General features: G+C 65.5%; 28 protein-coding genes and 1 riboswitch. Of the genes, 11 read left to right on the top strand and 17 right to left on the bottom strand.

The features are described 5' to 3' along the window. Positions 1-31: 31 nt before the first annotated feature. The 3 genes from GSQ92_RS23820 (at position 32) to GSQ92_RS23810 (ending at position 2,358) form a co-directional block, all read left to right on the top strand. Positions 32-442 carry a carboxymuconolactone decarboxylase family protein gene (locus tag GSQ92_RS23820; RefSeq protein ID WP_158805083.1) on the top strand — a complete coding sequence of 137 codons (411 nt, stop codon included), beginning with the start codon at positions 32-34 and terminating at the stop codon, positions 440-442. Positions 443-457: 15 nt separating this feature from the next. Beyond that, positions 458-1,237: a class II aldolase/adducin family protein gene (locus tag GSQ92_RS23815; protein WP_158805082.1), complete on the top strand. Its 780-nt coding sequence runs from the start codon at positions 458-460 to the stop codon at positions 1,235-1,237. Between the two features lie 128 nt (positions 1,238-1,365). Next, positions 1,366-2,358 carry a hypothetical protein gene (locus tag GSQ92_RS23810; protein ID WP_158805081.1) on the top strand — a complete coding sequence of 331 codons (993 nt, stop codon included), beginning with the start codon at positions 1,366-1,368 and terminating at the stop codon, positions 2,356-2,358. Here GSQ92_RS23810 and GSQ92_RS23805 read toward each other — a convergent pair. The 11 genes from GSQ92_RS23805 to GSQ92_RS23755 all read right to left on the bottom strand — a co-directional run bounded on the left by GSQ92_RS23805 (position 2,350) and on the right by GSQ92_RS23755 (position 13,231). Next, positions 2,350-2,745 (bottom strand): type II toxin-antitoxin system VapC family toxin, encoded by a 396-nt coding sequence (locus GSQ92_RS23805; RefSeq protein ID WP_158805080.1) that lies wholly within the window; start codon positions 2,743-2,745, stop codon positions 2,350-2,352. The genes GSQ92_RS23810 and GSQ92_RS23805 overlap by 9 nt on opposite strands. Then, positions 2,742-2,981, bottom strand: coding sequence for a type II toxin-antitoxin system VapB family antitoxin (locus GSQ92_RS23800; protein WP_158805079.1), 240 nt, complete (start codon positions 2,979-2,981; stop codon positions 2,742-2,744). Before GSQ92_RS23800 ends, GSQ92_RS23805 begins: the two co-directional genes overlap by 4 nt. A gap of 59 nt (positions 2,982-3,040) precedes the next feature. Then, a complete protein-coding gene (purF, locus tag GSQ92_RS23795) occupies positions 3,041-4,525 on the bottom strand; it encodes an amidophosphoribosyltransferase (protein ID WP_158805078.1) in 1,485 nt (494 codons plus the stop codon). A 39-nt stretch (positions 4,526-4,564) separates the two neighbouring features. After that, positions 4,565-5,143: a CvpA family protein gene (locus GSQ92_RS23790; RefSeq protein ID WP_158805077.1), complete on the bottom strand. Its 579-nt coding sequence runs from the start codon at positions 5,141-5,143 to the stop codon at positions 4,565-4,567. Further along, positions 5,140-6,561 carry a DNA repair protein RadA gene (radA, locus tag GSQ92_RS23785; RefSeq protein ID WP_158805076.1) on the bottom strand — a complete coding sequence of 474 codons (1,422 nt, stop codon included), beginning with the start codon at positions 6,559-6,561 and terminating at the stop codon, positions 5,140-5,142. The genes GSQ92_RS23790 and radA overlap by 4 nt, the downstream gene beginning before the upstream one ends. 151 nt (positions 6,562-6,712) lie before the next feature. Next, the gene (locus GSQ92_RS23780) at positions 6,713-7,501 is read right to left on the bottom strand and encodes an ABC transporter ATP-binding protein (RefSeq protein ID WP_158805075.1); all 789 of its coding nucleotides are present in this window, start codon (positions 7,499-7,501) and stop codon (positions 6,713-6,715) included. After that, positions 7,498-8,283, bottom strand: coding sequence for an ABC transporter permease (locus tag GSQ92_RS23775; RefSeq protein ID WP_158805074.1), 786 nt, complete (start codon positions 8,281-8,283; stop codon positions 7,498-7,500). The genes GSQ92_RS23780 and GSQ92_RS23775 overlap by 4 nt, the downstream gene beginning before the upstream one ends. Next, positions 8,280-9,368, bottom strand: coding sequence for an alanine racemase (alr, locus tag GSQ92_RS23770; RefSeq protein ID WP_254065841.1), 1,089 nt, complete (start codon positions 9,366-9,368; stop codon positions 8,280-8,282). Before alr ends, GSQ92_RS23775 begins: the two co-directional genes overlap by 4 nt. 4 nt (positions 9,369-9,372) lie before the next feature. Next, on the bottom strand, positions 9,373-10,665 hold the full coding sequence (locus tag GSQ92_RS23765; RefSeq protein ID WP_158805072.1) for an NAD(P)/FAD-dependent oxidoreductase: 1,293 nt from the start codon (positions 10,663-10,665) through the stop codon (positions 9,373-9,375). Between the two features lie 125 nt (positions 10,666-10,790). Next, on the bottom strand, positions 10,791-12,305 hold the full coding sequence (locus GSQ92_RS23760; RefSeq protein WP_158805071.1) for a replicative DNA helicase: 1,515 nt from the start codon (positions 12,303-12,305) through the stop codon (positions 10,791-10,793). Positions 12,306-12,400: 95 nt separating this feature from the next. Next, positions 12,401-13,231 (bottom strand): FkbM family methyltransferase, encoded by an 831-nt coding sequence (locus GSQ92_RS23755; protein WP_158805070.1) that lies wholly within the window; start codon positions 13,229-13,231, stop codon positions 12,401-12,403. Between the two features lie 129 nt (positions 13,232-13,360). Next, positions 13,361-13,475, top strand: a riboswitch (TPP riboswitch). Between the two features lie 34 nt (positions 13,476-13,509). Here GSQ92_RS23755 and GSQ92_RS23750 point away from each other — a divergent pair. The 4 genes from GSQ92_RS23750 to GSQ92_RS23735 are packed head-to-tail and all read left to right on the top strand — an operon-like array spanning position 13,510 to position 16,087. Further along, positions 13,510-14,535: an FAD-dependent oxidoreductase gene (locus GSQ92_RS23750; protein WP_216856933.1), complete on the top strand. Its 1,026-nt coding sequence runs from the start codon at positions 13,510-13,512 to the stop codon at positions 14,533-14,535. Further along, positions 14,504-14,701: a sulfur carrier protein ThiS gene (thiS, locus tag GSQ92_RS23745; protein ID WP_158805069.1), complete on the top strand. Its 198-nt coding sequence runs from the start codon at positions 14,504-14,506 to the stop codon at positions 14,699-14,701. The genes GSQ92_RS23750 and thiS overlap by 32 nt, the downstream gene beginning before the upstream one ends. Before the next feature lie 4 nt (positions 14,702-14,705). After that, positions 14,706-15,476 carry a thiazole synthase gene (locus GSQ92_RS23740; RefSeq protein WP_158805068.1) on the top strand — a complete coding sequence of 257 codons (771 nt, stop codon included), beginning with the start codon at positions 14,706-14,708 and terminating at the stop codon, positions 15,474-15,476. Then, positions 15,473-16,087, top strand: coding sequence for a thiamine phosphate synthase (locus tag GSQ92_RS23735; protein WP_216850485.1), 615 nt, complete (start codon positions 15,473-15,475; stop codon positions 16,085-16,087). The genes GSQ92_RS23740 and GSQ92_RS23735 overlap by 4 nt, the downstream gene beginning before the upstream one ends. Here the strand turns inward: GSQ92_RS23735 and GSQ92_RS23730 are convergent. After that, the gene (locus tag GSQ92_RS23730) at positions 16,080-16,331 is read right to left on the bottom strand and encodes a DUF1150 family protein (protein ID WP_158805067.1); all 252 of its coding nucleotides are present in this window, start codon (positions 16,329-16,331) and stop codon (positions 16,080-16,082) included. The two genes, GSQ92_RS23735 and GSQ92_RS23730, sit on opposite strands and share 8 nt — an antisense overlap. A 46-nt stretch (positions 16,332-16,377) precedes the next feature. Further along, positions 16,378-16,887 carry an Hsp20 family protein gene (locus GSQ92_RS23725; protein WP_158805066.1) on the bottom strand — a complete coding sequence of 170 codons (510 nt, stop codon included), beginning with the start codon at positions 16,885-16,887 and terminating at the stop codon, positions 16,378-16,380. A 173-nt stretch (positions 16,888-17,060) separates the two neighbouring features. Here GSQ92_RS23725 and def point away from each other — a divergent pair, with 173 nt between their 5' ends. The 3 genes from def to truA are packed head-to-tail and all read left to right on the top strand — an operon-like array spanning position 17,061 to position 19,322. Further along, positions 17,061-17,594: a peptide deformylase gene (gene def / locus GSQ92_RS23720; RefSeq protein WP_158805065.1), complete on the top strand. Its 534-nt coding sequence runs from the start codon at positions 17,061-17,063 to the stop codon at positions 17,592-17,594. 43 nt (positions 17,595-17,637) lie between these two features. Then, entirely contained in the window at positions 17,638-18,552 is a 915-nt protein-coding gene (gene fmt, locus GSQ92_RS23715) for a methionyl-tRNA formyltransferase (RefSeq protein ID WP_159014133.1), read from the top strand. Then, positions 18,549-19,322, top strand: coding sequence for a tRNA pseudouridine(38-40) synthase TruA (gene truA, locus GSQ92_RS23710; protein WP_158805063.1), 774 nt, complete (start codon positions 18,549-18,551; stop codon positions 19,320-19,322). Before fmt ends, truA begins: the two co-directional genes overlap by 4 nt. A gap of 585 nt (positions 19,323-19,907) precedes the next feature. On the opposite strand, the gene GSQ92_RS23705 is transcribed toward truA, so the two are convergent. From GSQ92_RS23705 to serB, 4 genes are all read right to left on the bottom strand, one after another. Further along, positions 19,908-20,420 carry a DUF1697 domain-containing protein gene (locus tag GSQ92_RS23705; protein ID WP_158805062.1) on the bottom strand — a complete coding sequence of 171 codons (513 nt, stop codon included), beginning with the start codon at positions 20,418-20,420 and terminating at the stop codon, positions 19,908-19,910. A gap of 191 nt (positions 20,421-20,611) precedes the next feature. Further along, on the bottom strand, positions 20,612-21,334 hold the full coding sequence (locus tag GSQ92_RS23700; RefSeq protein WP_159014131.1) for a haloacid dehalogenase type II: 723 nt from the start codon (positions 21,332-21,334) through the stop codon (positions 20,612-20,614). Between the two features lie 24 nt (positions 21,335-21,358). Next, positions 21,359-21,523, bottom strand: coding sequence for a hypothetical protein (locus GSQ92_RS23695; RefSeq protein WP_158805060.1), 165 nt, complete (start codon positions 21,521-21,523; stop codon positions 21,359-21,361). Positions 21,524-21,538: 15 nt separating this feature from the next. After that, on the bottom strand, positions 21,539-22,414 hold the full coding sequence (serB, locus tag GSQ92_RS23690; protein ID WP_158805059.1) for a phosphoserine phosphatase SerB: 876 nt from the start codon (positions 22,412-22,414) through the stop codon (positions 21,539-21,541). 29 nt (positions 22,415-22,443) lie between these two features. On the opposite strand from serB, the gene miaA reads away from it, so the two are divergent. Further along, positions 22,444-23,433, top strand: coding sequence for a tRNA (adenosine(37)-N6)-dimethylallyltransferase MiaA (miaA, locus tag GSQ92_RS23685; protein ID WP_371418053.1), 990 nt, complete (start codon positions 22,444-22,446; stop codon positions 23,431-23,433). Positions 23,434-23,464 lie beyond the last annotated feature (31 nt).

Here is a 23,464-nt window from a genome sequence, read left to right as displayed (position 1 = left end):
AAGCTGCTCCCCGACAATGGGAGATAGACCAATGCCGCTCGGCAAATATATCGAGGAAGCGGACGCCTCGCCAGAAGTGCGCGCTGTTTACGACGACATCAAACAGACGCGCGGCACGGATTGGATCAACAATTTCTGGAAGATGATCGCGAACGACCCCAAGACGCTGAAACGCACCTGGGAAGACCTCAAGGAAATCATGGCGCCCGGTGCGCTCGACCCACTTACCAAGGAACTCGTCTACCTCGCGGTCTCCATCACCAATGGCTGCGAATACTGCACCGTCTCCCATACGGCCGCAGCCCGGAAAGCCGGGATGACCAAGGAAATGCGCGAGGAGCTCATCGCCGTCATCGGCATGGCCAACAACACCAACCGCCTCGTCAATGCCTATCGCGTGGACAGCGATCCCAAATTCATCGAGGCTGCATCCACGCTCTGACAAGGAGGAGCCCCCATGAACCATCTGCCATCGTCGCTGCCAGCCGCCCCCGCCGCCGACCACATCGCGAGCGAGCGTGAGTTGCGGGAGGATCTCGCGGCGGCCTATCGGCTCATCGCCCATTTCGGCATGTCCGACACCGTCTATACCCATCTCTCCGTCCGCGTGCCGGGTGACGGCAACCGCTTCCTGGTCAATCCCTATGGGCTGCTGTTCGAGGAGATCACCGCCAGCTCGCTGGTCGAGGTGGATGCCGATGGCGAACCCGCCCAGCCGACCCGCTGGCCGGTCAACCCCGCCGGCTTTGTGATCCATTCGGCGATCCATGCCGGTCGGCCGGATGCTCATTGCGTCATGCACACCCATACCCTCGCCGGCATGACGGTGGCCGCGCAGACCGGCGGCATCCTGCCGCTCAACCAGATCAGCATGGAGTTCCTGGAACAGACGGTGGTGCACAACTACGAAGGCATCGCCGACGACGACAATCTCAGCGAACGCGACCGGCTGGTGCGGAATCTCGGCAGCGACAAGAGCTGCGTCATCCTGCGCAACCACGGCCTGCTGACACTTGGTCACACCGTCGCCGAGGCTTTCAACCGCATGTACTATCTGGAACAGGCCTGCCGCATCCAGGTCGCCGCGCAGTGCACCGGCGCACCCCTGTCGATTCCATCCGAGGCGGTGCAGAAACGCACGACCAAGCAGTTCGTCGAGAATAATGACGGCGGCTGGCTCGTCTGGCAGGCGATGCGCCGCAAACTCGACCGGGAGCAGCCCAGCTACCGGGACTGAGACCAGCACCAGCCGGAAGCAAACCGCCGCGCTCGTCGATGGGGCAATATCGCTGGTGCGGCGATTTACCGGATGGTAGCGGCCTTTCGCGCTACCTTGGCCCGAACATCCCAGGCTGAAGAAACGCCATGAAGGTCACGCTCGATCTGTCGAAGCTGCTCCGAGACGGCGCCATCACCGCCGAGGAGCATGACCGTCTGGCGCGCCTGGGACGGCGCGACACCGGCATGGTCCTCATCAACGCCCTGATCGGTTTCGGCGTAATCGCGGTCACCGGCGGCGCGCTGCTCCTGGTGCCGAATGCCCTGACCGGCGTGATACTTGGCGCCATTCTCATGACGGCGGGGCTCGGCCTCATCCTGTCGGGCCGCGCGCAATGGAGCGTGCTCGCTAATATCTGCATCCTCGTCGCCGCGTTGCTGCTGGGCGCCGGCATCATTCTGCTCGGGCAGGGCCTCGCCCAGCTCTCAGGCGTCTTCGACCCCGTCAGCAAGCCGCCGCTTAGCTTGGCGGCCTCCTATCTGATCGTCGCGGTCCTCTTCGCCGCTGCGGCCGTACTGGCGCGGAGCAGCCTGCTCGCCGGACTGACGGTGCTGATGCTATTCGCGGCCCTCGGCGGCGCCACGGCCTATGAAACCGCCTATTACGGCCTCGAAGTAAACCAGCCGCTGGCCACGGTCCTAGTCTTCTCGGCCCTGGCCCTGATCGCTCACCTCGTCTCGCGCAGCCTTACCCACGACTGGGAGCGGCTGGCGACCACCGTCGCGCGGGTCTCGCTGTTTCTGACCAATCTCGGCTTCTGGGTCGGCTCGCTATGGGGCGATGACGTGAGCTGGCTGGGTCACAATCCCGCCGTCACGATCTCGCCCATCGCTTTCGCGCTCGGCTGGGCTATTGCCTTGTTCGGCGCGGCCCTCTGGGCTGGCTGGGCGAACCGGCGCTGGGTGCTCAACCTCGCCGTCGTCTTCGGCGCGATCCATTTCTACACCCAGTGGTTTGAGCATCTGGGCGCCACACCGCTCACCGTCCTCGCGGCCGGGATCATCGTCCTGGTGCTTGCCGTCGTCCTCTGGCAGCTCAACCGGCGCCTGCCACCTGTAGCGGCCGTCGTCTCACCCTAAATCCGTCCGGCTGAAATCATCTCCAATGTAGAGCAGCCGCGCCTCGTTCGCTTTGGCGCAGGCATAGGCGAAGCAATCGCCCATATTCAGGGCCGCCGAATGGCGCCCTTTGCCGTAGCGGCGATAGGCCTCGGCAGCCGCATCACATTCGGGCTGTCCGATCGGCACAAGACGCAGTCCGATCTCATCGACAAAGCGCTGGACCAGCACCTGGGCATCAGAGAGCGGCAGCTCGTAGGAACGGCACAGCCCCGCCATGGTCTCCCAGTTCGACATCGCGGAGCACAATCGCTCCGGATCCGTCCTGAGCACCTCGACCAGCCGCCGCGCCTCAGCTTCTCGCGCGATCATGCAAATCATTGCGGAGGCATCAACGAAGAGCGTCATTCCTCGCCGGACAGCGCGTCGAAGAAGGCCTTATCGGCCCGTAGCCCCGTCTTGGCTGGAAGCGGATTGGCCGCCCAGAACGCCTCCAGGCGTTCCCGCAACGGGACAGCCGCAGAAAGCCGGTCGAGTTCCGCCTGCACCGCCGCCTTCACGGCATCCTGTTTGGAGACGCCACGCCGCTTCGCCAGTTCGCCCACAAGCGCCGCCGTCAGGTCATCCTTGATATAAAGCGGCATGTTCGCTTCCGGCTGGATATCCAAATGATAGGATCGGATATCCGCCGAATCAAGCTTCGCTAGGCGACCGCCGTCAGCAGGCTCATCTGCCGCTCGGCCTTGCCCTCAAGGTCATGTAGAGGGATCGGATAGTCGCCGGTGAAGCACGCATCGCAGAAATGCGGCTCGGCCGCGTCCCGCTTCGCTTGGCCAAGCGCCTGATACAGTCCGTCGATCGAGATGAAGGCCAGGCTGTCCGCGCCGATAAGCGCTGTCATCTCGGCCACATCGTGCCTTGCCGCCAGCAGCTTGCCGCGCTCCGGCGTGTCGATGCCGTAGAAGCAGGAATGCGTCGTCGGCGGCGAGGAAATCCGCATATGCACCTCGGTCGCCCCAGCGGCGCGCACCATCTCGACGATCTTCCGGCTGGTCGTGCCGCGCACGATCGAATCATCGACCAGGATCACCCGCTTGCCCGCCAGTACCGTCCGGTTCCCGGAATGCTTCAGCCTGACGCCCAGATTCCGAATCTGGTCGGTCGGCTCGATGAAGGTCCGGCCGACATAGTGGTTGCGGATGATCCCCAACTCATAGGGAATGCCGCTCTCCGCCGCATAGCCCATCGCCGAGGGCACGCCCGAATCCGGTACCGGCACGATCACATCCGCCTCGACGCCAGACTCGCGCGCCAGCACCGCGCCGATCTGCTTGCGCGCATCGTACACGGCCTTGCCCTCCATCACGGAATCCGGGCGGGCGAAATACACATACTCGAAGACGCAGAAGCGCGAGCGGGTGCGGCTGAAAGGCTTGATGCTCCGCACGCCCTGCTCGTCGATCACCACAATCTCGCCGGGCTCCACGTCCCGCACGAATTCGGCGCCGACGATCTCCAGCGCGCAGGTCTCGCTCGCCAGCACCCAGCCGAAGCCGCCATCATGCTGCGGCAAGCGTCCTAGGATGAGCGGCCGCACACCCTGCGGATCGCGCACCCCGATCAGCGCCTCGCGGGACAGTGCCACCAGCGAGTAGGCGCCCACCACCTGCTTCAGCGCGTCGATCAGCCGATCGACCACCGTCGAGTAGAGGCTGATCGCGATGAGGTGGATGAAGACCTCGGAGTCCGTGGTCGATTGGAACAGGCAGCCGCGCCGAACCAGCTGCTTCCGCAACGCCAGCGCATTGGTAAGATTGCCGTTATGCCCCACCGCGAAGCCGCCGAACTCGAAATCCGCATAGAGCGGCTGCACATTGCGCAGCACCGTGTCGCCCGTGGTCGCGTAGCGGTTATGCCCGATCGCGCGATGGCCGGGCAGGCTCGCGATGACCTTGGCATCCCCGAAATTGTCGCCGACGAGTCCCAGACCCTTTTGCAGATGGAACCGGTCGCCATCATAGCTCGCGATGCCCGTCGCCTCCTGCCCGCGATGCTGTAGCGCGTGCAACCCAAGCGCAGTCAGCGCCGCCGCGTCGATCGCGTTCCAGACGCCGAAGACCCCGCATTCCTCATGCAGCTTGTCGTCGTCGCCGGTTTCGTAAGGCAATTCGGTGGAAGAAGCGTCCATCAGGTCACTGTCCCTCTGCCGCAAGTCATTGCCGCACGTCTATTGCTTCTGGGTGGGCGTCAAAGCCGAGCCCTTTGGCGTCGGCTGTAGCAGATCGCCCAGGCTGGGCGGTGCCGTCACCGGCGGCTCGGGCACATGCGGCCGGTAACCCGCTGGCAGATAGGTCACCAGGTCGCGCGCCCCCTCATACACATAAGGCAGGAAGCGCGCATCCCGTACTGGCACAGGCCACTCCTGCGGCGTGGTAAAGAGTCCGGCCGCGAAGTAGCAGAACACCAGCAGGACCGCGCCGCGCACCAGGCCGAAGACAATACCGAGCGTGCGGTCGACGCCCCCCAAGGCGGAGCCCCGAACCAAGGCCCCCACCCAGCTGCTGACGACCGAGAGCACGATCAGCGCCACCAGGAAAACCGCGCCATAGGCCGCCGGATCGGCGAATTCCTTGGCGTGAATCCACTGCTCGAATCGCGGGCTGACGAAGGGGAAGAACCAGATGCTGATGATGATCGCGCCGACCCAGGCGCCGACCCCCAGCACCTCCCGCACGAAGCCACGAAAGAAGGCGAGCAGTGCGGAAAGCGCCAGCACCGCCAGCATCGCGAAATCGAACCAGGTCATTCCGCCGCCTTCACGACTGGCGGCTTCTCCCGAAACCGGCTCAGCAAATCCGTGACATGGCCGATCTCGATGACGCCGAGGCCGGGCGGCAGGCTGGGCGGCTTGCGTGTGCCGCCGCCGACCCGGCGCGGCATCGCCGCCGAGGTAAAGCCGAGCTTCGCCATCTCCTTCAGCCGAGCCTCCGCCTGCGCCACTTGCCGCACCTCCCCGGAAAGCCCGATCTCGCCGAAGAAGGCAAGGCTCGGATCGGTCGGCTGCCCCGCCGCGGCCGAGGCGATAGCGGCGGCGACCGCCAAGTCAGCCGCAGGCTCGCTGATCCTCAGCCCTCCGGCGACATTGAGATATACGTCCTGCTGCGCCAGCCGCAGACCCCCGCGACTCTCCAGCACCGCCAGCAGCATGCCGAGTCGCCCGCCATCCCAGCCGATCACCGATCGACGCGGCGCACCGCCGGGATTCGGGGAGAGCAGCGCCTGGATCTCCATCAGCACCGGGCGCGTGCCCTCAAGCCCTGCAAACACCGCGCTGCCCGCAATATTGCCACGCCGTTCCGCCAGGAAAAGCGCCGAGGGGTTGGTGACCTCGGCCAGCCCCTGCTCGGTCATCTCGAAGACGCCGATCTCGTCGGTGGCGCCGAAGCGATTCTTGACGGCGCGGAGGATACGAAACTGGTGGCCGCGCTCGCCCTCGAAATAGAGCACCGCATCGACCATGTGCTCCATCACGCGCGGCCCGGCCAAGGCGCCGTCCTTGGTGACATGACCGACCAGCACCAGCGCGAAGCCCTGGGACTTGGCGAGGCGGATCAATTCGAGCGCCGAGGCACGCACCTGCCCCACCGTGCCGGGCGACGAGTCGAGCAGTTCATGTGACATGGTCTGGATCGAATCGATGACGACCAGCGCGACGGGCTTGCCGGACGCACCGCGCCCTGCCTCCGTCAGCGTAGCCGCGATATCCTGCACCTGGGTCGCCGCCGCCAGTTCCACCGGCGCATCGCCGAGACCAAGCCGCCGCGCGCGCATCCGCAATTGATCGACCGATTCCTCGCCCGAGATATAGATCGCCCGACCGCCCGACTGCGCGAGGCTCGCTGCTGCCTGCATCAACAGGGTCGATTTGCCGATGCCGGGATCGCCGCCGACCAGAATAGCGGAGGCCGGCACCAGACCGCCGCCCAGCACCCGGTCAAGCTCGGCGAGCCCCAGCACACGCCGCGGCGGCGGCTCCGCCTCACCTTGCATGCCGACGAGAGTAATACGCCGATCAGGTCCGGTCCTCGCTGCACCGCTCGAAGCGGTTGGCGCGGCCTCCTCAACGATGCTGTTCCAGGCGCCGCAGGTCTCGCACCGCCCGGCCCATTTGGCATGAACAGCGCCGCAATTTTGGCAAACATACCGAGACGCCGCGCGAGCCACCGCTAGGCCCTAGAAGAAGCCAGCGCGAACCATCTCCCCTCCCTCTCAGGGAGGGGCCGGGGGTGGGTGGCCCCGCCCACAACCACAACCCGCGAGCACGTCAACCCACCCCCGGCCCCTCCCTGAGAAGGAGGGGAGATGGCGCCTGTCCTCAACGCCTCAATTCCATCTGAATCGGCCCCTCGCGGCGGCCATGGGTGAACTGGTCCACCACCGGGTCGTGACTATCGAGCAATTCCGCCGCCGGCCCCTCCCAGATGATCCGCCCGCGATGCAGCATCGCCACCCTGTCGCCGATCCGCCGGGCACTGGCCATGTCATGGGTAATCGCCACCGCCGTGCTGCCCAGCCGCCGCACGCAATCGACAATGAGACCGTCGATCACCGCGCCCATGATCGGGTCGAGCCCTGTCGTTGGCTCGTCGAAGAACATAATGGAGGGGTTGGCCGCGATGGCCCGCGCCAGGGCCACGCGCTTCTGCATGCCGCCCGACAACTCCGATGGCGCGAGGTCCCCGACGCTGGCGGCGAGCCCGACCTGGCCGAGCACCTCATCCGCTCGCTGGGACGCGAGCCGTCCGCCCATGTGCCGACGCGCGATCAGCCCGAAGGCGACGTTCTGGCGCACGGTCAGGCTGTCGAACAGCGCGCCGTTCTGGAACAGCATGCCAATCTCGCTGCGCGCCGCGTTGCGGATACTCCGGCCGGCGGTCAGCAGATCGACCCCGTCGATCTCGATACTGCCCGCATCCGGCTCGATGAGCCCGAGGATGCATTTGATCAGCACCGACTTGCCGGTCCCAGACCCGCCGATCACGACCATCGAAGTGCCCGGCATGACATCGAGGTCGATACCGTCCAGCACCTGCTTCGCGCCGAAAGCCTTGCGCAGCCCGCGCACGCGGATCTTCGGCAAGCCCGTGGGGGGTGAGGCGCTCATCGGCTGAAGAAGATCTCCGTCATCCCATAATCCAGCGCGAGGATCAGCACCGAGGCCATCACCACCGCGGAGGTTGTCGCCGATCCCACGCCTTCCGCGCCGCCACGGCTGCGATAGCCATGATAGCAGCCGGAAAGCGCGATCACGAAGCCGAAGACCGCAGCCTTGGCGAGGCCGGACACCACGTCCTCGGTGGTCAGCATGATGAAGGTGTTGTGGATATAGGAAGCCGGCACGAAGCCCAGCTTCACCGTCGCGACAATGAAGCCGCCCAGCACGCCCAGGATATCCGCCACGATCACCAGCAGCGGCATCGCGATCACACCGGCCAGCAGCCGGGGTGCGACGAGGTATTTCATCGGGTTGGTATTGAGCGTGGTCAGCGCGTCGATCTGGTCCGTGACCCGCATCGTGCCGAGTTCGGCCGCCATCGCGGCGCCGGCGCGGCCCGACATCATGAGCCCGGCCAGCACCGGCCCAAGCTCCCGCGTCACAGACAGCACAACGATGCTCGCGGTCGCCGACTGGGCCGAGAAGCGCGCGAAGCCGGTATAGGATTGCAGCGCAATCACCATGCCCGCGAAGATCGCCGTCAGCGCCACCACCGGCAGGGACAAAAACCCCATCGTGAACAGCGCTCGCAGGACGAGCCGCGGGTAATAGGGTGGCAGAAGGATATTGATAACGCCGGTGACCGCGAAGATCGCCAAGTCGCCAGCAACCCGCAACACACTGATCGCGCTGCGGCCGATCGCAGCGACGGCCCTTAAGATCGAATTCATACGCCTCGATAAACCCGCTTGAAGCGTCTGCCCAGGGAGGTGAGGATCTCATAGGCATTCGTTCCGGCTAGCGCCGCGAGCCGTTCCGGCTTTACCGAGGGTCCGATAACCTCGCACCAGTCCCCGATCGCGGCACCCGGGCAGTCGGTCACGTCGATGGTGACGAGGTCCATCGAGACGCGGCCAACCAACGGATAGAGGCCGCCGCGCAGCGCCACTTCCGCCCGGTTGCCCAGCACCCGATGATAGCCGTCGGCATAACCGAGCGGCAGTGTCGCGATGCGGCTGGGGCGGGCCGCCCGCCACGTGTGGTCATAGCCGACGCCCTGCCCGGTCGGCACGTCTCGCAACTGCATGATGCGCGCCCGCAGCGTCGCCACGGGACGCATCGGATTGGGCTCGCCCGCGACCGGCGCAATGCCATAAAGCGCCACACCCGGCCGGGCGAGGTCGGAGGCGAAGGCCGCGCCCAGGAAGATCCCGGCGGAATTGGCGATCGAGGTTGGCACGCCGGGAAATTTCGCGCGCACCCGGGCGAAGATCGCGAGCTGCCCGCCGTTGATCGGCGCCTCGGGCGTATCGGCCGAGACGAGATGGGTCATGAGGTAACGCAAGTCGAGACCGGCGAGACCCTCGGTCTTCGCCATCACCCGTCCCAGGTCAGCGGGCATAAGGCCGGTGCGATGCATCCCCGTATCGACATGCAGCAGCGCCGGAAGCGGCCGCCCAAGCCGCCGCCCGGCCGCGGTCCAGGCGATGACCTCATCCGCGCTGCTCAACGCTGGGAGAATATCGGTGCCCAGCACCTCATCGGCCGCCACGCCCTCAAGCCCATGCAGGCCGCAGACCATCGCGCCCGGAAGATGGGGGCGGATCTCGATCGCTTCGGCCAGGTGGGCAGTGAAGAAATGACGGCAGCCCTCGCGGTGGAGGCGCCGCGACACCTCGACCGCGCCGAGGCCATAGCCATTGGCCTTGACGACAGCGGCGGTCTTTGCCGTTCCGCCATGCCGCGCCGCGAGCAGATGCCAATTGGCGGCGATCGCGTCGAGGTCGATTTCCAGCACCGCTCCCCGGCTGTCCAACGACTCAGCGATGGCCGCCCGCTCCTTGTTCCAGGATCGCGGCTGCGGCCCTTCGGCCGTCCAGCACCGCGCCGCCCACCGTACCGGCCAAGCCATCCGTGCGACAAGCCTCGCCCGCGAAAAGCAACCGCCCATCGCCGAGCGGCAGAGTAAGTGCCGCTCGCGCGCCTGCGCCTCCGGGCCGCGCATAGCTATAGGCGCCGAGGTTGTAGGGGTCCGTGCCCCAGTCGGTCGTGAAACTCCCGGGGGCGAAGTTGCTGTCGGCCTCCGCGCCGAAAAGAGCGCGCCACTCCGCGCGGGCGAAATCGGTGGCGGCGGCGGGATCGGGCGCGAGCTTCCAGGCGGCGTCGCCACCCACGAAGCCGATAACATGATCGGTGCCGCGCGGCCAGGCGATGAAGGACATGAAGGGATCACCGAACCGCCGCACCTGCCGGAACGCCATCGTCCCGGCATCCATCCCCAACCGATCGTCGCCGGACGCCCGCAGCACCACCCTGCTCAGCAGACCCATCGGCAGATCGGCGATCGCCGCCTGGGCCTCCGCCGGCAATACGGGATCGAAAGCGATTAGGCCGGAGGCTAAGACTCCCGTCGAGACCGTCACGATGACCGCCCCGGCCGAGACGCTGCCCTCGGCCGTCTCCACCGCCACGCCGCCGCCGTTCCAGCCGATGCGACGCACGACCGCGCCGTAACGGATTGGACCGGCGGGCTCTTCGAGAAGGTCGCGCAGCAGGCGGCCAAGACCATTAGGCGGATTCAGGTTCGTGCCATCGAGCTGATTCGTGTTCCAATCCGCCAAGCTGAGACGGGGCGCATCCACCGCATCAATCAGGCTGGCGCTCCAGGCTTCCAGGGTCGGCACCCAGGGGTCGCTGAGCCGAAGTGGACCCGCCGCGGTGGCGACGTCGATATCTGGGCCGCCCTCAGCGGTGCGCGCGATGACGGTTTCGGTCCATCGCGCCTCGGCGCGCTCATAGGCGGCGTGTTCGGCCGCTGTGGCGAGCCGCCCGTCGATATAGAGGCGGCTTTCACTTCGAAAGGCCGGGGTTAGACGGTGGCCAGCCTGGCGAGCCAGGGGCACCAGCGGATTCTGCTCAGCCTGGTGCAGCCAGGCCGCACCCTCATCGAGCCAGGCCCCACCGAGCACCGGCGGAAAGCTGGTGCGTGCCCGGCCGCCGGGCGCCGACGACGCTTCCAGGATCAGGGTTGAGCGTCCCGCCTCCCGCAGCATGGTTGCGGCAGCCAGTCCCGCCGCCCCCGCGCCGACGATCGCCACATCGACATCGGTCATCCCATGGCTCCAATGCCGATGCGGCGGCGGTCGTTCGGCACGCCCTTCGCCGCGACCGGCGAATCGGAGTAAGAACTCACGGGGACTGTCACCAAGCTGCCCAGTTTTGACGTCAGAACCGCACCTCAGCCCCTGCGATCATGGTCGTGATCATGGTCGTGATGCTGATCCAGATCGGCGAAGCGGATGAATTCGCCCTCGAAGAAGAGGTCGATCTTGCCGGTCGGCCCATGGCGCTGCTTGGCGAGGTAGAGCTCGGCCTTGTTGTGCACCCGCTCCATGTCCTGCTGCCATTTCTCCAGAGCTGTCTGAAACTTGTCCTCGGAATCATAGGCCATTTGCTTGGGCGCGCGTTGCGACAGGTAGTACTCGTCGCGGTAGATGAACATGACCGAGTCCGCATCCTGCTCGATCGAGCCGGACTCCCGCAAATCCGAGAGCTGCGGGCGCTTGTCCTCGCGGCTCTCCACCGCGCGGCTGAGCTGGGAGAGCGCGATCACCGGCACCGAAAGCTCCTTCGCCAGAGCCTTCAGGCCCTGGGTGATCATGCTGATCTCCAGCACCCGGCTCTCGGGCCGCGTGCCGGCGGCGGGGCGCATGAGCTGCAGATAGTCGATCACCACCAGCGCCAGCCCCTTGCTACGCTTGAGCCGGCGGCAGCGCGTGCGCAGCGCGGATAGCGTAATGGCAGGCGTATCGTCGATCTCCATCGGCAGCGCCGAAATGTCCCGGCTGACGGCCACGAAACGGTCGAAGTCCTTGGGTCCGATGTCCCCTCGGCGGATACGGTCGCCGCTGATCCGGGCCTCTTCCGCCAGCAGGCGCGACGCGAGCTGTTCCGAGCTCATTTCGAGCGAGAAAATGGCGACGGTGGCTTTCGGTATGGCGTTCGGCCCCTCCGCCGCCCGAGCGTCATTCAAAAGTGCCCGAGCGGCGCCGAAGGCCATCTTCGTGGCCAGCGCCGACTTCCCCATGCCCGGCCGGCCGGCAACGATGACCAGATCCGACGGATGCATGCCACCGGTTTTAGCGTCGAGGTCTCGCAAACCGGTCGTGAGTCCTGAAACCGTGCCTGAGCGCTGAAAAGCGCGCTCCGCCCCTTCGATCGCGAGAACGAGCGCCTTCTCGAAGGTGATGAAGCCGCCTTCGGAGCCGCCGCGAGTCGCAAGGTCGAAAAGCTGCTGCTCGGCCGCCTCCATCTGCTGACGGCCATCAAGCTCCGGCTCGGCGCCGAAGGCACGGTTGACCAGGACCTCACCGACCTCGATGAGCTGGCGGCGCAGCCAGGCGTCGTGCACCGTGTGGCCGTAGTCGCCGGCATTGATGATGCCGATCATCGCGGTCAGCAATTGGCCGAGATAGGCTGTGCCGCCGACCTCCTCCAGCATGCCGGAATGCTCGAACTCGGCCTTCAGCGTCACGGCATCGGCGAGCTGCCCGGCTTCGACTCGGCGCGAAATCGACTGGAAGATGCGGCCATGGATGGGGTCCGCGAAATGTTCAGGTGCCAGGAATTCCGACACCCGTTCATAAGCCTTGTTGTTGGCGAGCAGCGCCCCGAGCAGGGCTTGCTCGGCCTGTAGGTTGCTGGGCGGGAGGCGCTGGCTGAGGCCGAGGAGCGGCGAGTCGATCTGATCCATCGCCCCATCATAGTTCGGATCACGGTCCCGGGTCTGCGGCCATCACCTGTGGAGATCGGGGATAAGACAGCCGGCTCCGTCATGCCTCTGACCACTTAAGACGGTAAGCAGTTCCGCCAGTCGGACGTGTCGTCCAGGATGGGGTGAAAGCCCGTATCGTCCACCGGTTGCTCTCGCGCTACGCCAATCATGTTGATAGAAGCGACACCCGGAAAAATATCTTCCTCGACGCCACGAAAATTGTTGGGAGTATAGTGCATCGGTAGGTGCCACCACAGCCGATAGTCCATGCCGAGAATGCGTCGGATAAGACTTGCCGATCGATCCTCCCGATCATTCTCGACGTATAGTATTGGCCGTAGGCGTGCGATCGTCTCCTGCCCGCCCTGCAGAACATTTTCCTCCATACCTTCGACATCGATTTTCAAAAGTCTCAGCCGGTCAAGGGCAAGACCGTCGAGCGTCATAATTGGCACCAATTCGCGTCCGAGATCATCTCCGAGCCCGATGCCTCCGAAATTGTGGCTGCTCATGAAATCAGCTTCCGGAACTCCGAGCGATCCTGCGGTCGCGCCCATTCCGGCACGGAAAACCCAGACATTGAGGAGCCCATTCAGCATCACGTTGGTGCAGAGCAGCTGGTTCACGATCCTTTGGGGCTCGAAAGCGTAGAGGCGGCCAAGCGGACCGAGCCGGTGCGCAAGTGAGACTGTGTGAGCACCGATATTTGCACCAGCCTCAACGACAACGTCCCCCGGCGAAATCATCCGCGCTAGCAGGTCAGCTTCCTGCTTGCTGTATTCCCCGTACGTCTCCAAGGATCGGCCGATGTAATGATCGTATTTGAAATAGACCATAGGTCCGTCTTTGGTACGGACCAGGCCGAGGTGGGGAGGCAAATCCGCAAGCGCCGACGATATCGTCACTGTGACTGTCCCAAACTTCTGGCCGCTGGAACGAAGCCAGTCACCAAATCGTATCACTATCGCAATCAAATGAGAAGATGGCGGACCACCGGCGTCTCTTTGACGCGGCCATGGCGCGGCCCTAAACTCACAAATACCAAGGGGAGCCCTTAGGGGCTGAGAGGCCGTCTTCGCACTTGCGGGGCGGCGACCCTTCGAACCTGATCCAGGTCATGCTGGCGAAGGGATGGGTTCTCAACCGCGCAGCGGCGCGATCCGTCTCTCCGCCGGCCTGCCGTATGAAGCGGGGTGGCGGCGTGAGTGTCACGGTGGTCGGCGCAGGGGTGGCGGGGCTGACGACTGCGCTCGCGTTGAGCGAGGGTGGCGCCGAAGTAAGTGTCATCGAACGTGGCCCGGCATTGGGTGTCGGCGCCTGTTCCTGGCTCGCGGGCGGAATGCTTGCGCCCGGTTGCGAGCAGGAAAGCGCGGAGCCGCTAATCTCCGATTGGGGGATGGAGGCACTGGCCTATTGGCCAGCACGTCATGCGGCGACTTGCCAGCGCGGTACCCTCGTGGTGGCGCCGGCGCGCGATGCGCCCGATCTCGACCGTTTCGCGCGGCGCACCACCGGCCACCAGCGGCTCGATGCGGAGGGTATCGCGAGGCTCGAGCCCGATCTTGGTGGACGCTTCCGGGCGGCGCTGTTCTTCCCGCTGGAGGCGCATCTGGATCCGCGCGCTGCTCTGGTTTCGCTCGCATCGCTGCTCGAAGCGCGCGGCGTTGCCATTCATTTCGATACCACCTTCAGGCCGGGCACCAGCTCGGAACCCATCGTCGATTGCTGTGGTCTCGCGGCGATTGACGCGCTGCCCGATCTGCGGGGCGTTAAAGGCGAAATGCTGCTGTTGCGCTGCCCTGAGCTCACGCTGTCGCGGCCGATCCGGCTGCTGCATCCGCGTTTTCCGATCTACATCGTGCCGCGCGGTAACGGCGTCTTCATGCTGGGCGCGACGATGATCGAGAGCGCGGAACGCGGGCGCGTTTCTGCTCGGTCGGTGGTGGAGTTGCTGAACGCCGCTTATGCGCTGCATCCGGCCTTCGCGGAGGCTGAGATCCTGGAGCTTGGCGCCGATGCGCGGCCGGCCTTTCCCGACAATCTGCCGCGGCTTCGGCAGCTTGGCCGGACGCTCTACGTGAACGGCCTGTTCCGCCACGGGTTTCTGTTGTCGCCCGCTCTGGCGGCGCGGGCGGCCGATTATGTGCTGCACGGCACGCAATATCCGGAGGTGATGGATGAAGATCCTCGTCAACAACGCAGCGCGTGAGATCGCAGGGCCTTCCCTTGCGGATGCGGTGGAGCAACTTGGCTTTGGCAACGCGGTTGTCGCCACGGCCGTCGATGGTGATTTCGTGCCCGCCCGAAAGCGGGCTTCGATGATGCTGCGGGATGGTCATGCGGTCGAAGTGCTCGCGCCGATGCAGGGTGGGTGAGGCGATGGATTTCTACGGCGTCGCCCTCGGCTCGCGTCTCCTGCTTGGCACAGCTGGCTACCCCTCCCCGGCGATCCTGGCGGAGGCCGTGCGGCGCTCGGGCGCGGAGGTGGTGACGGTCTCTCTGCGGCGGGAATCCGGGGCGGAACGGGCGGGCCAGGGGTTCTGGTCGCTCATCCGCGAATTGGGCGTGCGCGTACTGCCCAATACCGCCGGCTGCCATACGGTGCGCGAGGCGGTGACGACGGCGCAGATGGCGCGCGAGGTCTTCGGCACGAGTTGGATCAAGCTCGAGGTGATCGGCAACCACGACACCCTTCAGCCCGATGTTTTCGGCCTGGTGGAAGCGGCCGGCCTTCTGGCGGCCGACGGTTTCGAGGTGTTTCCCTATACGACCGAGGATCTGGTGGTGGGTGAGCGGCTGGTCGAGGCTGGGTGCCGGGTTTTGATGCCCTGGGGTGCTCCGATCGGGTCCGGGCGCGGGCTCAACAACCTCTATGGGTTGCGTGCCATGCGGGCGCATTTCCCCGATATCCCGTTGGTTGTTGATGCCGGGATCGGGCTGCCATCTCAGGCCGCAGCCGCGATGGAGCTGGGCTATGATGCGGTGCTGCTGAATACGGCGGTCGCGCGGGCGGGTGACCCGGCGCTCATGGCAGCCGCCTTCGGCCAGGCGATTGAGGCTGGGCGGCAGGCCTATCTGGCCGAACCCATGCCGATGCGGGACATGGCGGTGCCCTCGACACCGGTGCTGGGCTTGGCGTTTCGCGGATGATCGCCCTGCCCCGCTTCTATCTCATCATCGACGATGCGGCGCTGCTGGTGCGGCTTCTGCCGGAAGGGCTGCGGCTGGTGCAGTTGCGGGTGAAGGAGGCGACGCCACTCGAGTTGCGGCGCCAGATCCGGCAGGCGCGCGCTCTGTGCGAGGGGTTCGACGCCCAGCTCGTCATCAACGACCATTGGGAGGCGGCAATCGATGAAGGCTGCGATTTCGTGCATCTCGGGCAGGAGGATCTGGATACGGCGGATGTCCCGGCCCTGCGGCGACACGAGATCCGTCTGGGTCTCAGCACGCATGACGAGGCGGAGCTGGAGCGCGCTTTGAGCTTCGCGCCCGACTACGTGGCGCTCGGGCCGATCTACCCGACGGTGCTCAAGGCCATGACTTGGGAGCCGCAGGGGCTGGACAAGGTTACCGACTGGAAGCGCCGCGTCGGCGAGACGCCTCTGGTCGGAATCGGCGGCCTGACACCGGAGCGTGGAGTGGCGGCATTGACGGCTGGCGCGGATAGCGTGGCGGCGGTGACCGATGTGTTGCGTAATCCCGACCCGCCGGCGCGGCTCCGCGAATGGATCGCGGCTACCGCGATGGAGGCGATCAATTGACCAGGCTAGGAACCATCTCGTGCTCGAGAATCGCGCCCCAGGCCAGTTCGCGGTTCGGGGCGACGGCCATCGGCGTGCCGTCCGCGGCGTGAATGGCGAAGAGATCCTCACCCTCGACCGTCACCGGCTTGATATAGGCGAGCCGCGACACACCAAGGTGCATGAGTTGATCCGTCGTGATCTGGCGAATGTCGATCGCCCGGATACTGCCGACCGGCTCGGATGATCGGTTCTGGTTCGCCATGGTCGTTACTCCTCGTTTGCGTGCCAAGCGCTTAGGCTTCGCCCGCTCAAGACGTCGTGGAAATGCGGGCGATGCCCGCGGCGGCGACCACATCCGCCGAGTCGCGTACCTCGCGCCTCGGCCGTGCCGGCGCCGCCTCACGCTGCGACCCGGAATCGATCGGGATCGTGCGGATACGGGTCTCAGGCTGGGGACGGATAAGGTCGATATGGAGCAGGCCGTTATTCAGCCATGCGCCCTTGATCTCAATTCCCTCGGCGAGAACGAAGGCGCGGTGGAACTGGCGCGCTGCGATGCCTCGATAGAGGAACACCCGGCCCTGCGCGTCCTCGGATTGCCGGCCGCGGATGACGAGCTGATTGTCCTCGTGCGTGATCTGGAGGTCTTCCATGCTGAAGCCAGCCACGGCGAGGCTTATGCGGAGGCCCGAGGGACCCGTCTGCTCGATATTATACGGCGGGTACCCGTCGGATTGCGCTTTGGAAGCGCGCTCCAGGATCTGCTCAAGATGATCGAAGCCCAGGAACAGGGGCGACGTGAAGACACGTGAACTCATTTAGCCGAGCCTCCTCATAAGAGCGAAGCAGGCGAGGCCCGTTAGGCGCCATCACCGCAAGCTATTGTGGTTATTGTGGGGTGCGCTTGCAAGGGCTGCCGGGAATGGGCAGCGATACCTGACCAGCCGCGCGTATCATTGATCGGCCGGGCCGGTGCCGCTACATCGCCGCGATGGCCGAGCCCGAGATTGACCCCCTGCCCATCCTGCGCGCGCCCGATGCGCGGCTGAAGAGCAAGACCCGGCGGGTCAGGCCGGACGATCTGGCTGAGATCCGCGCCGTGCTGCCCCGCATGATGGCGGCTATGTACGCGGCGCCGGGCATCGGGCTCGCGGCACCTCAGGTCGGGCTGAACCTGCGTTTCGCGGTGATCGACCTCATGCCCGACGATAAGCCGGCGCCGATCACTCTGATCAATCCGGCGGTCGAGCAGGTCAGCGAAACGCTGACGACGCGGGAGGAGGGTTGCCTCTCGCTGCCGGGCCACTACGCTGATGTGACGCGGCCGGAGCGGGTTGTCGTGTCCTATGAGGATCTGGACGGCCGCAAGCAGACGATCGAGGCGGATGGGCTATTGGCGACCTGCTTGCAGCATGAGATCGACCATCTCGACGGGATCCTGTTCGTCGATCATCTCTCGGCGCTGAAGCGCAATATGATCATGCGCAAAATGGCCAAGGAGAACCGGCTCCGCAAAGCGGGTTGATCCTGGTGGCGGCGTTCCTGAAGTTGCTTTAGAGGCGGCCGACATGCGCATCGTCTTCATGGGCAGCCCGGAATTCGCGGTGCCGGCGCTGACGGCGCTACAGGCGGCGGGGCATGAGATTATCGCGGCGTACTGCCAGCCGCCACGCCCGGCCGGACGTGGCCATCAACCGCAGCCCTGTGCCGTGCAGGTCGCCGCCGAGCGTTTAGGCATTCCGGTGCGGCATCCGACGAGGCTGCGCGGCAATGCGGAGGCGCTCGCGGCCTTCCAGGCGCTGCGCCCGGAGGCAGCCGTGGTGGCGGCTTATGGCCTCATCCTTCCGCCCGACTGGCTGGCGGTGCCGGGACGCGGCTGCATCAATATCCATGCGAGCCTTCTGCCGCGCTGGCGCGGTGCGGCGCCGATCCACGCCGCCATCCTGGCCGGCGATACGGAGACCGGCGTTACCATCATGCGGATGGATGCGGGCCTCGACACCGGACCGATGCTGGCGGTGGGTCGCCTCCCTCTTGGGCCACAGGTCCGGCTGGGTGAGGTGCACAACGCGCTCTCCAGCCTCGGCGCCCGATTGGTTTGCGAGGTGCTGGAGAGCAATCCACCCGCGGTAGCCCAGCCAGCCGAGGGCGCGACCTATGCCCCTCGACTCAGCCGGTCGGATGGTCGCATCGACTGGGAGCAGCCAGCGGCACAGATCGAGCGGCAGATCCGCGCCTTCGATCCCTGGCCGGGCGCCTTCACGACCTTCGGTGCCGAGACCCTCAAGCTGCTGGACGCCGAAGTCGTGACTTCGCCGCCGGGACCGCCGGGGATCGTGCTGGACGATCGGCTGACGGTCTCTTGCGGGGAAAGCGCGTTGCGGATTCTGCGCTTGCAGCGCGCGGGGCGGGCACCGGCGGCGGCGGACGCGTTTCTGCGCGGGTTCGCGATTCTAGCAGGCACGCGGCTGGGGCCGGAATGACGTCGGCCTATGCGCTCCGCCTCGAATATGACGGCAGCGGCTTTGTGGGATGGCAGCGACAGATCAACGGGCTTTCGATCCAGCAGGTGGTTGAACAGGCCGCTTCGCATCTGGCGAGGGGAGTTCCGGTGGCGTGTGCGATCGCAGGCCGCACCGATGCCGGGGTGCATGCGACTGCACAGGTGGGGATGATCTCGCTACCGGGGGCGCTGCCGCCGGCGCGGGTTCAGGCGGCACTGAATTTCCACATGCTGCCGCATCGGGTGGCGGTCGTGGCGGCGGCCTTCGCACCCGAGGGCTGGCACCCGCGCTTCGCGGCGGTGTCGCGACGGTATCGCTACGTGATCCTCAACCGCCCCGCCCGGCCGGCGATCGCGATGGGTCAAGTCTGGCACTTGCCCAATCCGCTGGACGCCGAGGCGATGGCGGCGGGTGCGGTGCATTTGCTTGGACGGCACGATTTCACGTCGTTTCGCGCGAGCGCCTGTCAGGCTAAGTCGCCGATCCGGACGATCGACCGCTTGGTGGTGACTAGGCAGGGCGACCGCGTGGTGATCGAGGTGGAGGCGCGGAGTTTTCTGCACCACCAGGTGCGCAACATGGTCGGCACGCTAAAGCTGGTCGGCGACGGAACCTGGCCGCCGGAGCGCGTGCTGGTGGCGCTTGCGGCTTTGAGCCGCGCCGCGGCGGGTCCGACGGCGCCGCCGGATGGGCTGACGCTGACGGGCGTAGATTACGCGGTCGCGGTTTTTCCGGAGGCGGGTGGATGATGTTACTCGCACGGACTCAAACCAGCCTCCAGCGCCTCTGTGTGGGACGCGATAAGTACCGCCTGATGAGAACGACCTCACCTTCGGCGTCGTAAGCGCTGCACTACTCCAGATTATGCGGCGATTCACTAATGCTATCGACTGTTGTGAAGCACCTCACCCGCAGTCAACGACTGCGGCGGATTGTCACCTTGTTGTAGGCGCATCATGGCTTGCCTCCGGCTGCTATAGACGGATATCAGTGGCGCGCTCCAACAACCGTGACGGCTAGGTGCAGCTCGATGTCTAACGTGATCTCCCACTCGCCCGCAAACAGCTATTGGGCGGCAGACACTCAGTACGACCCGCATCTCCTCGACTATGCATTGTGGTATGCAGTCCCTCTTATCGTTCCTGCCGCATGCGTTGTCGGCGCTGCCGCTGCGGGTCATTGTATTGGTCGCAGGGTAAGACAAGTGTACTCGTCATACGTTCAGTCTGCACGGACACCACCGCGGCGTCCCCGTCCCCGCAGTATTACCATCTGATCTATAGGTATCGACCGTCTGTAGTGCGTAGCGCGAGCCTATCAGCCACGAGTCGCCATTATGTCTCCGCCAACACAACCAGCTTGCCGACCGTATTGAGATTGCGGGCGGTGCCTTGTGTCGCGAGAGGCGGTAGCTTGAGTTTCGATCGCCCTATCCCGTCCGGATAGTGGACGAAGATTTCACGGCCGACCACCTTCACCTCTTCTCGTCCCGGGATGACAAGACCGCTGAGCAGATTGCTCGGTGCGGGCTTGTCCAGAAACACCACCGCGACCCGCGCGGGCATTGCGCGGGGAAAGGGATTGGCCTCGAGAGCCGCACTCAATTCGGCTGCGGTCCTGATCAGCACACCGGCCTGCGGGCCCGTTTTCTCCGACAAGGCCGTCTCCAGCTTCTTTTGCAGCGCGGCCGCGGATAGCTTGCTCTCGAAGACGACATTGCCGCTCTGGATGTAAGTCCGAACGTTTTCGAAGCCAAGTCCCGTGCAGAGCGCGCGCAAATCCTTCATCGTCAGCGTGCCCGTGCCGCCGACGTTCACAGCGCGGAGAAGTGCGACATAAACCGTCACCGCGCATTCTACGCGTGATGATCTAAGACTGAAGTGCCATCCAGAGATTCGTCATGGCACGCGAAGGCGTGCGGGGCACCCCGTGCCATCCACGCCTTGCCTTTGTCGAGCAAGCGAAGGCGTGGATGCCCGGCCTGCGCCGAGCATGACGGGGTGGAATACGCGCGGTTCAGTTTAAAGAACATCTTGTCCTAGGCTCCGAGCTTCGTCGCAAGGTCAACGAAATCCTCCGCCAGCAGATCCCAATCCTGCTCTGCGCGGAGATCAATGGTTTGCGCCGGGCCGTGTTCTTGCAGACGAGGCACGAAGATCGTGCGCAAGCCGCAGCTTCGTGCCGCCGCGAGATCTGAGTTGTGGGCGGCCACGAGACAAAGCTCGTCGAGCCGCATGGCCAGAACCTCGGCCGTGCCGAGATAGGCTCTTGGCGCGGGTTTGTAGGTTTGGACAATCTCGGCACCCAGGATCGCGTCCCAAGGCAGGCCAGCGCGTTTGGCCATGTCGAGCATCAGGATGATGTTGCCGTTGGAGAGTGGCGCCAGGATAAAACGCGGCTTCAGTCGCTGAAGCCCCGCGATTACATCCGGCCAAGGATCGAGCCGGTGCCAGGCGAGATTCAGCGTGTCGAGTTCCGAGGATGGAACACGCGCGGGGTCGATGCCGTATTCCGGCAAGATGGCAACGAGGTTTTCCCGGTGCAGCACGTCAAGCCGGACGAAGGGTCGGCGGCCACTGCGCACTTCCTCCATCGCCGGCGCGTAGTGGCGTCGCCAGGCATCCGCGAAACTCAGCGGATCGGTATTTGCGGCGCCATGCCGCTCCAGGAACGGTGCTGCCTCACGGGCGACGCCGCCGCGCCAATCCACTACGGTGCCGAAAACGTCGAAGACCAGGGCTCGGACGGTTTCCAATGCCATGATCGTTTCGTCTGACCCGCGCTCTCAACCACCGTCCGGCAGGATTATCGCGGTGTTGTATTCCGGGCCTTCGATGATGTCGGTGATGACGGCGATAATCGCGTCCCGGTCGAAGCCCTGCGCCTCGGCGTCAACGATTAGTGCTGCGAGTTTCGGCAGCATCCAGTCGCGGATAGGGGTCTCTGTCATCGCGATGATCCTCGGTTAGGGCGTCACGAAGGCTGAGGCAGGGTAGCCCTGGGCGAACAAGAGCGCACGCAGATCGGCGTGATCGACACGGGCGCGGGCCTCGCGCGCGACGATCGGCTTGGCATGGAAGGCGACGCCCAAACCCGCCGTCGCCAACATTGTAAGGTCATTGGCGCCATCCCCCACCGCCAAAGTCGCCGCAAGCTTGAGATTGCGGGCGGCCGCCAATTCTTCAAGCGTCGCCCGCTTGGCGTCGCGATCGAGAATCGGTTCGCGCACTTGGCCGGTCAGCGACGTGCCGTCATCCTCCAAAATATTCGCGCGGTTGACGTCGAAGCCAACCAGCGCCGCGACTTTTTCGGTAAAAAACGTAAAGCCGCCAGAGACCAGGGCGGTGACAGCGTTATGCGCCCGCATTGTCGCCACGAGTTCGCGCGCGCCCGGAGTCAGTTTCGTCGCCGCCCAGGTACGGTCGAGCGCGTCGAGGCCCAGGCCACGCAGCATGCCGACACGCTCGCGCAACGCATCCGCGAAATCGATCTCGCCATTCATGCTGCGGCGGGTGATGGCGGCGATCTGGTCCTTGAGCCCGGCGAAAGCCGCGACCTCGTCGAGGGTCTCGCTGGTGACGATGGTGCTGTCCATGTCGGCGATCAGCAGGCCCTTGCGGCGGCCCCGCGCCTTGGTCGTGATGGCATCGACCGGGGCGTTCTCCAGCGCGCGCTGGATGGCGATGGGATCCGGCAACTCGGCACAGGGAATATCGGCGGCCTCGCCACGGCTGAGAATGACGGGCTCGGCGCCTACCACCGCTTCCCGAACCCGGTCGATCATGGCAGGGGAGAGCGTGGTGGCGCGGCGGTCGGCGACGAGGGTGAGGATATAGCGCATGGGGCGCGGAGACTGGCGGCGCGGCCCTGTTGACGCAAGAGCCGGAACGCCGTGGCGTGGCTGAGACGCCGCTCGCCCTGCTCATCGCCGGTCCGACGGCCAGCGGAAAGTCGGCTCTCGCTCTGGTGCTGGCCGAGCGGCTGGGCGGAACTGTGATCAACGCGGATTCCATGCAGATTTACCGAGAGCTTCGTGTGCTGACGGCGCGGCCGTCGCCGGAAGACGAAGCGCGGGTGCCGCATGCGTTGTATGGTGTTCGACCGGCGGCGCTGCCGGGTGACGTGGCCTGGTGGCGCGGGGCGGCGCTGTGGGCGAAGGCGGAAGCGCGAGGCGCGGGGCGGTTGCCCATTATTTGCGGTGGGTCGGGGCTGTATTTCTCGGCTCTCCTTCAGGGCTTGGCGGATATCCCTGCGATCGACCCTGCGATCCGGTCGCAGGCGCGGGCGATGCTCGCGGAGATTGGCCCTGCCGCGCTGCACGCCCGTCTCACCATCAAGGATCCGCAGACGGCGGCGCGGCTCATTCCAAACGACGGCCAGCGGATCGCGCGGGCCTATGAGGTGCTACTGGCGACCGGGCGTGGCCTCGCCGCGTGGCAAGCGAGCCCTGCCCTCGCCTCACCCGACTGGCGGTTCGCCGCTATCCAACTCGACCCGCCGCGTGAGGAGCTCCAAGCGGCAATCGCCCTGCGGTTCGGCAAGATGGTGGAGGCCGGAGCGCTCGCGGAGGTCGAGGCTTTAATGGGCCAAGCGCTCGATCCGGCCTTGCCGGCCATGCGCGCCCTTGGCGTGCCGGAGCTTGCGGCGCATCTGAGGGGCGAGCTGCCGATCGCCGAGGCGGTGCAGCGTGCAGTCACCAACTCCAATCGTTACGTCAAGCGGCAATCGACCTGGTTCCGGCATCATCCTCTCGCCGAAATCCAGGATACGGTAATGATTAGTTCGCGAATTGGCGATGTCACGCAACTTTCGGAAAGGCGAATGGCTGATCTGACGCGTTTTATTGTCGAAAGGCGTTGACGCGGCTTTCCCAGCCCGTCATTACCGGCGC

Origin of the sequence: Acidisoma sp. S159 (genome assembly GCF_009766125.1) — a bacterium.
In the GTDB taxonomy this organism is placed as follows: Bacteria; Pseudomonadota; Alphaproteobacteria; order Acetobacterales; family Acetobacteraceae; genus Acidisoma.
Note: the sequence above shows the minus strand (reverse complement) of the source record. Positions and strands in the feature narration are given on the sequence as shown.

Excerpts from the sequence above, each read along its gene's own strand:
- GSQ92_RS23800 (WP_158805079.1), bottom strand. The coding sequence starts at position 2,981 with ATGCCGCTTTATATCAAGGATGACCTGACGGCGGCGCTTGTGGGCGAA.
- GSQ92_RS23790 (WP_158805077.1), bottom strand. The coding sequence starts at position 5,143 with ATGACCTGGTTCGATTTCGCGATGCTGGCGGTGCTGGCGCTTTCCGCA.
- GSQ92_RS23810 (WP_158805081.1), top strand. The coding sequence starts at position 1,366 with ATGAAGGTCACGCTCGATCTGTCGAAGCTGCTCCGAGACGGCGCCATC.
- def (WP_158805065.1), top strand. The coding sequence starts at position 17,061 with ATGGCCGAGCCCGAGATTGACCCCCTGCCCATCCTGCGCGCGCCCGAT.
- GSQ92_RS23740 (WP_158805068.1), top strand. The coding sequence starts at position 14,706 with ATGGATTTCTACGGCGTCGCCCTCGGCTCGCGTCTCCTGCTTGGCACA.
- GSQ92_RS23780 (WP_158805075.1), bottom strand. The coding sequence starts at position 7,501 with ATGAGCGCCTCACCCCCCACGGGCTTGCCGAAGATCCGCGTGCGCGGG.
- GSQ92_RS23730 (WP_158805067.1), bottom strand. The coding sequence starts at position 16,331 with ATGGCGAACCAGAACCGATCATCCGAGCCGGTCGGCAGTATCCGGGCG.
- truA (WP_158805063.1), top strand. The coding sequence starts at position 18,549 with ATGACGTCGGCCTATGCGCTCCGCCTCGAATATGACGGCAGCGGCTTT.
- GSQ92_RS23775 (WP_158805074.1), bottom strand. The coding sequence starts at position 8,283 with ATGAATTCGATCTTAAGGGCCGTCGCTGCGATCGGCCGCAGCGCGATC.
- thiS (WP_158805069.1), top strand. The coding sequence starts at position 14,504 with ATGAAGATCCTCGTCAACAACGCAGCGCGTGAGATCGCAGGGCCTTCC.
- GSQ92_RS23695 (WP_158805060.1), bottom strand. The coding sequence starts at position 21,523 with ATGACAGAGACCCCTATCCGCGACTGGATGCTGCCGAAACTCGCAGCA.
- GSQ92_RS23815 (WP_158805082.1), top strand. The coding sequence starts at position 458 with ATGAACCATCTGCCATCGTCGCTGCCAGCCGCCCCCGCCGCCGACCAC.
- GSQ92_RS23735 (WP_216850485.1), top strand. The coding sequence starts at position 15,473 with ATGATCGCCCTGCCCCGCTTCTATCTCATCATCGACGATGCGGCGCTG.
- GSQ92_RS23725 (WP_158805066.1), bottom strand. The coding sequence starts at position 16,887 with ATGAGTTCACGTGTCTTCACGTCGCCCCTGTTCCTGGGCTTCGATCAT.
- serB (WP_158805059.1), bottom strand. The coding sequence starts at position 22,414 with ATGCGCTATATCCTCACCCTCGTCGCCGACCGCCGCGCCACCACGCTC.
- GSQ92_RS23820 (WP_158805083.1), top strand. The coding sequence starts at position 32 with ATGCCGCTCGGCAAATATATCGAGGAAGCGGACGCCTCGCCAGAAGTG.
- GSQ92_RS23700 (WP_159014131.1), bottom strand. The coding sequence starts at position 21,334 with ATGGCATTGGAAACCGTCCGAGCCCTGGTCTTCGACGTTTTCGGCACC.
- GSQ92_RS23760 (WP_158805071.1), bottom strand. The coding sequence starts at position 12,305 with ATGGATCAGATCGACTCGCCGCTCCTCGGCCTCAGCCAGCGCCTCCCG.
- GSQ92_RS23805 (WP_158805080.1), bottom strand. The coding sequence starts at position 2,745 with ATGACGCTCTTCGTTGATGCCTCCGCAATGATTTGCATGATCGCGCGA.
- GSQ92_RS23765 (WP_158805072.1), bottom strand. The coding sequence starts at position 10,665 with ATGACCGATGTCGATGTGGCGATCGTCGGCGCGGGGGCGGCGGGACTG.
- purF (WP_158805078.1), bottom strand. The coding sequence starts at position 4,525 with ATGGACGCTTCTTCCACCGAATTGCCTTACGAAACCGGCGACGACGAC.
- GSQ92_RS23750 (WP_216856933.1), top strand. The coding sequence starts at position 13,510 with ATGAAGCGGGGTGGCGGCGTGAGTGTCACGGTGGTCGGCGCAGGGGTG.
- fmt (WP_159014133.1), top strand. The coding sequence starts at position 17,638 with ATGCGCATCGTCTTCATGGGCAGCCCGGAATTCGCGGTGCCGGCGCTG.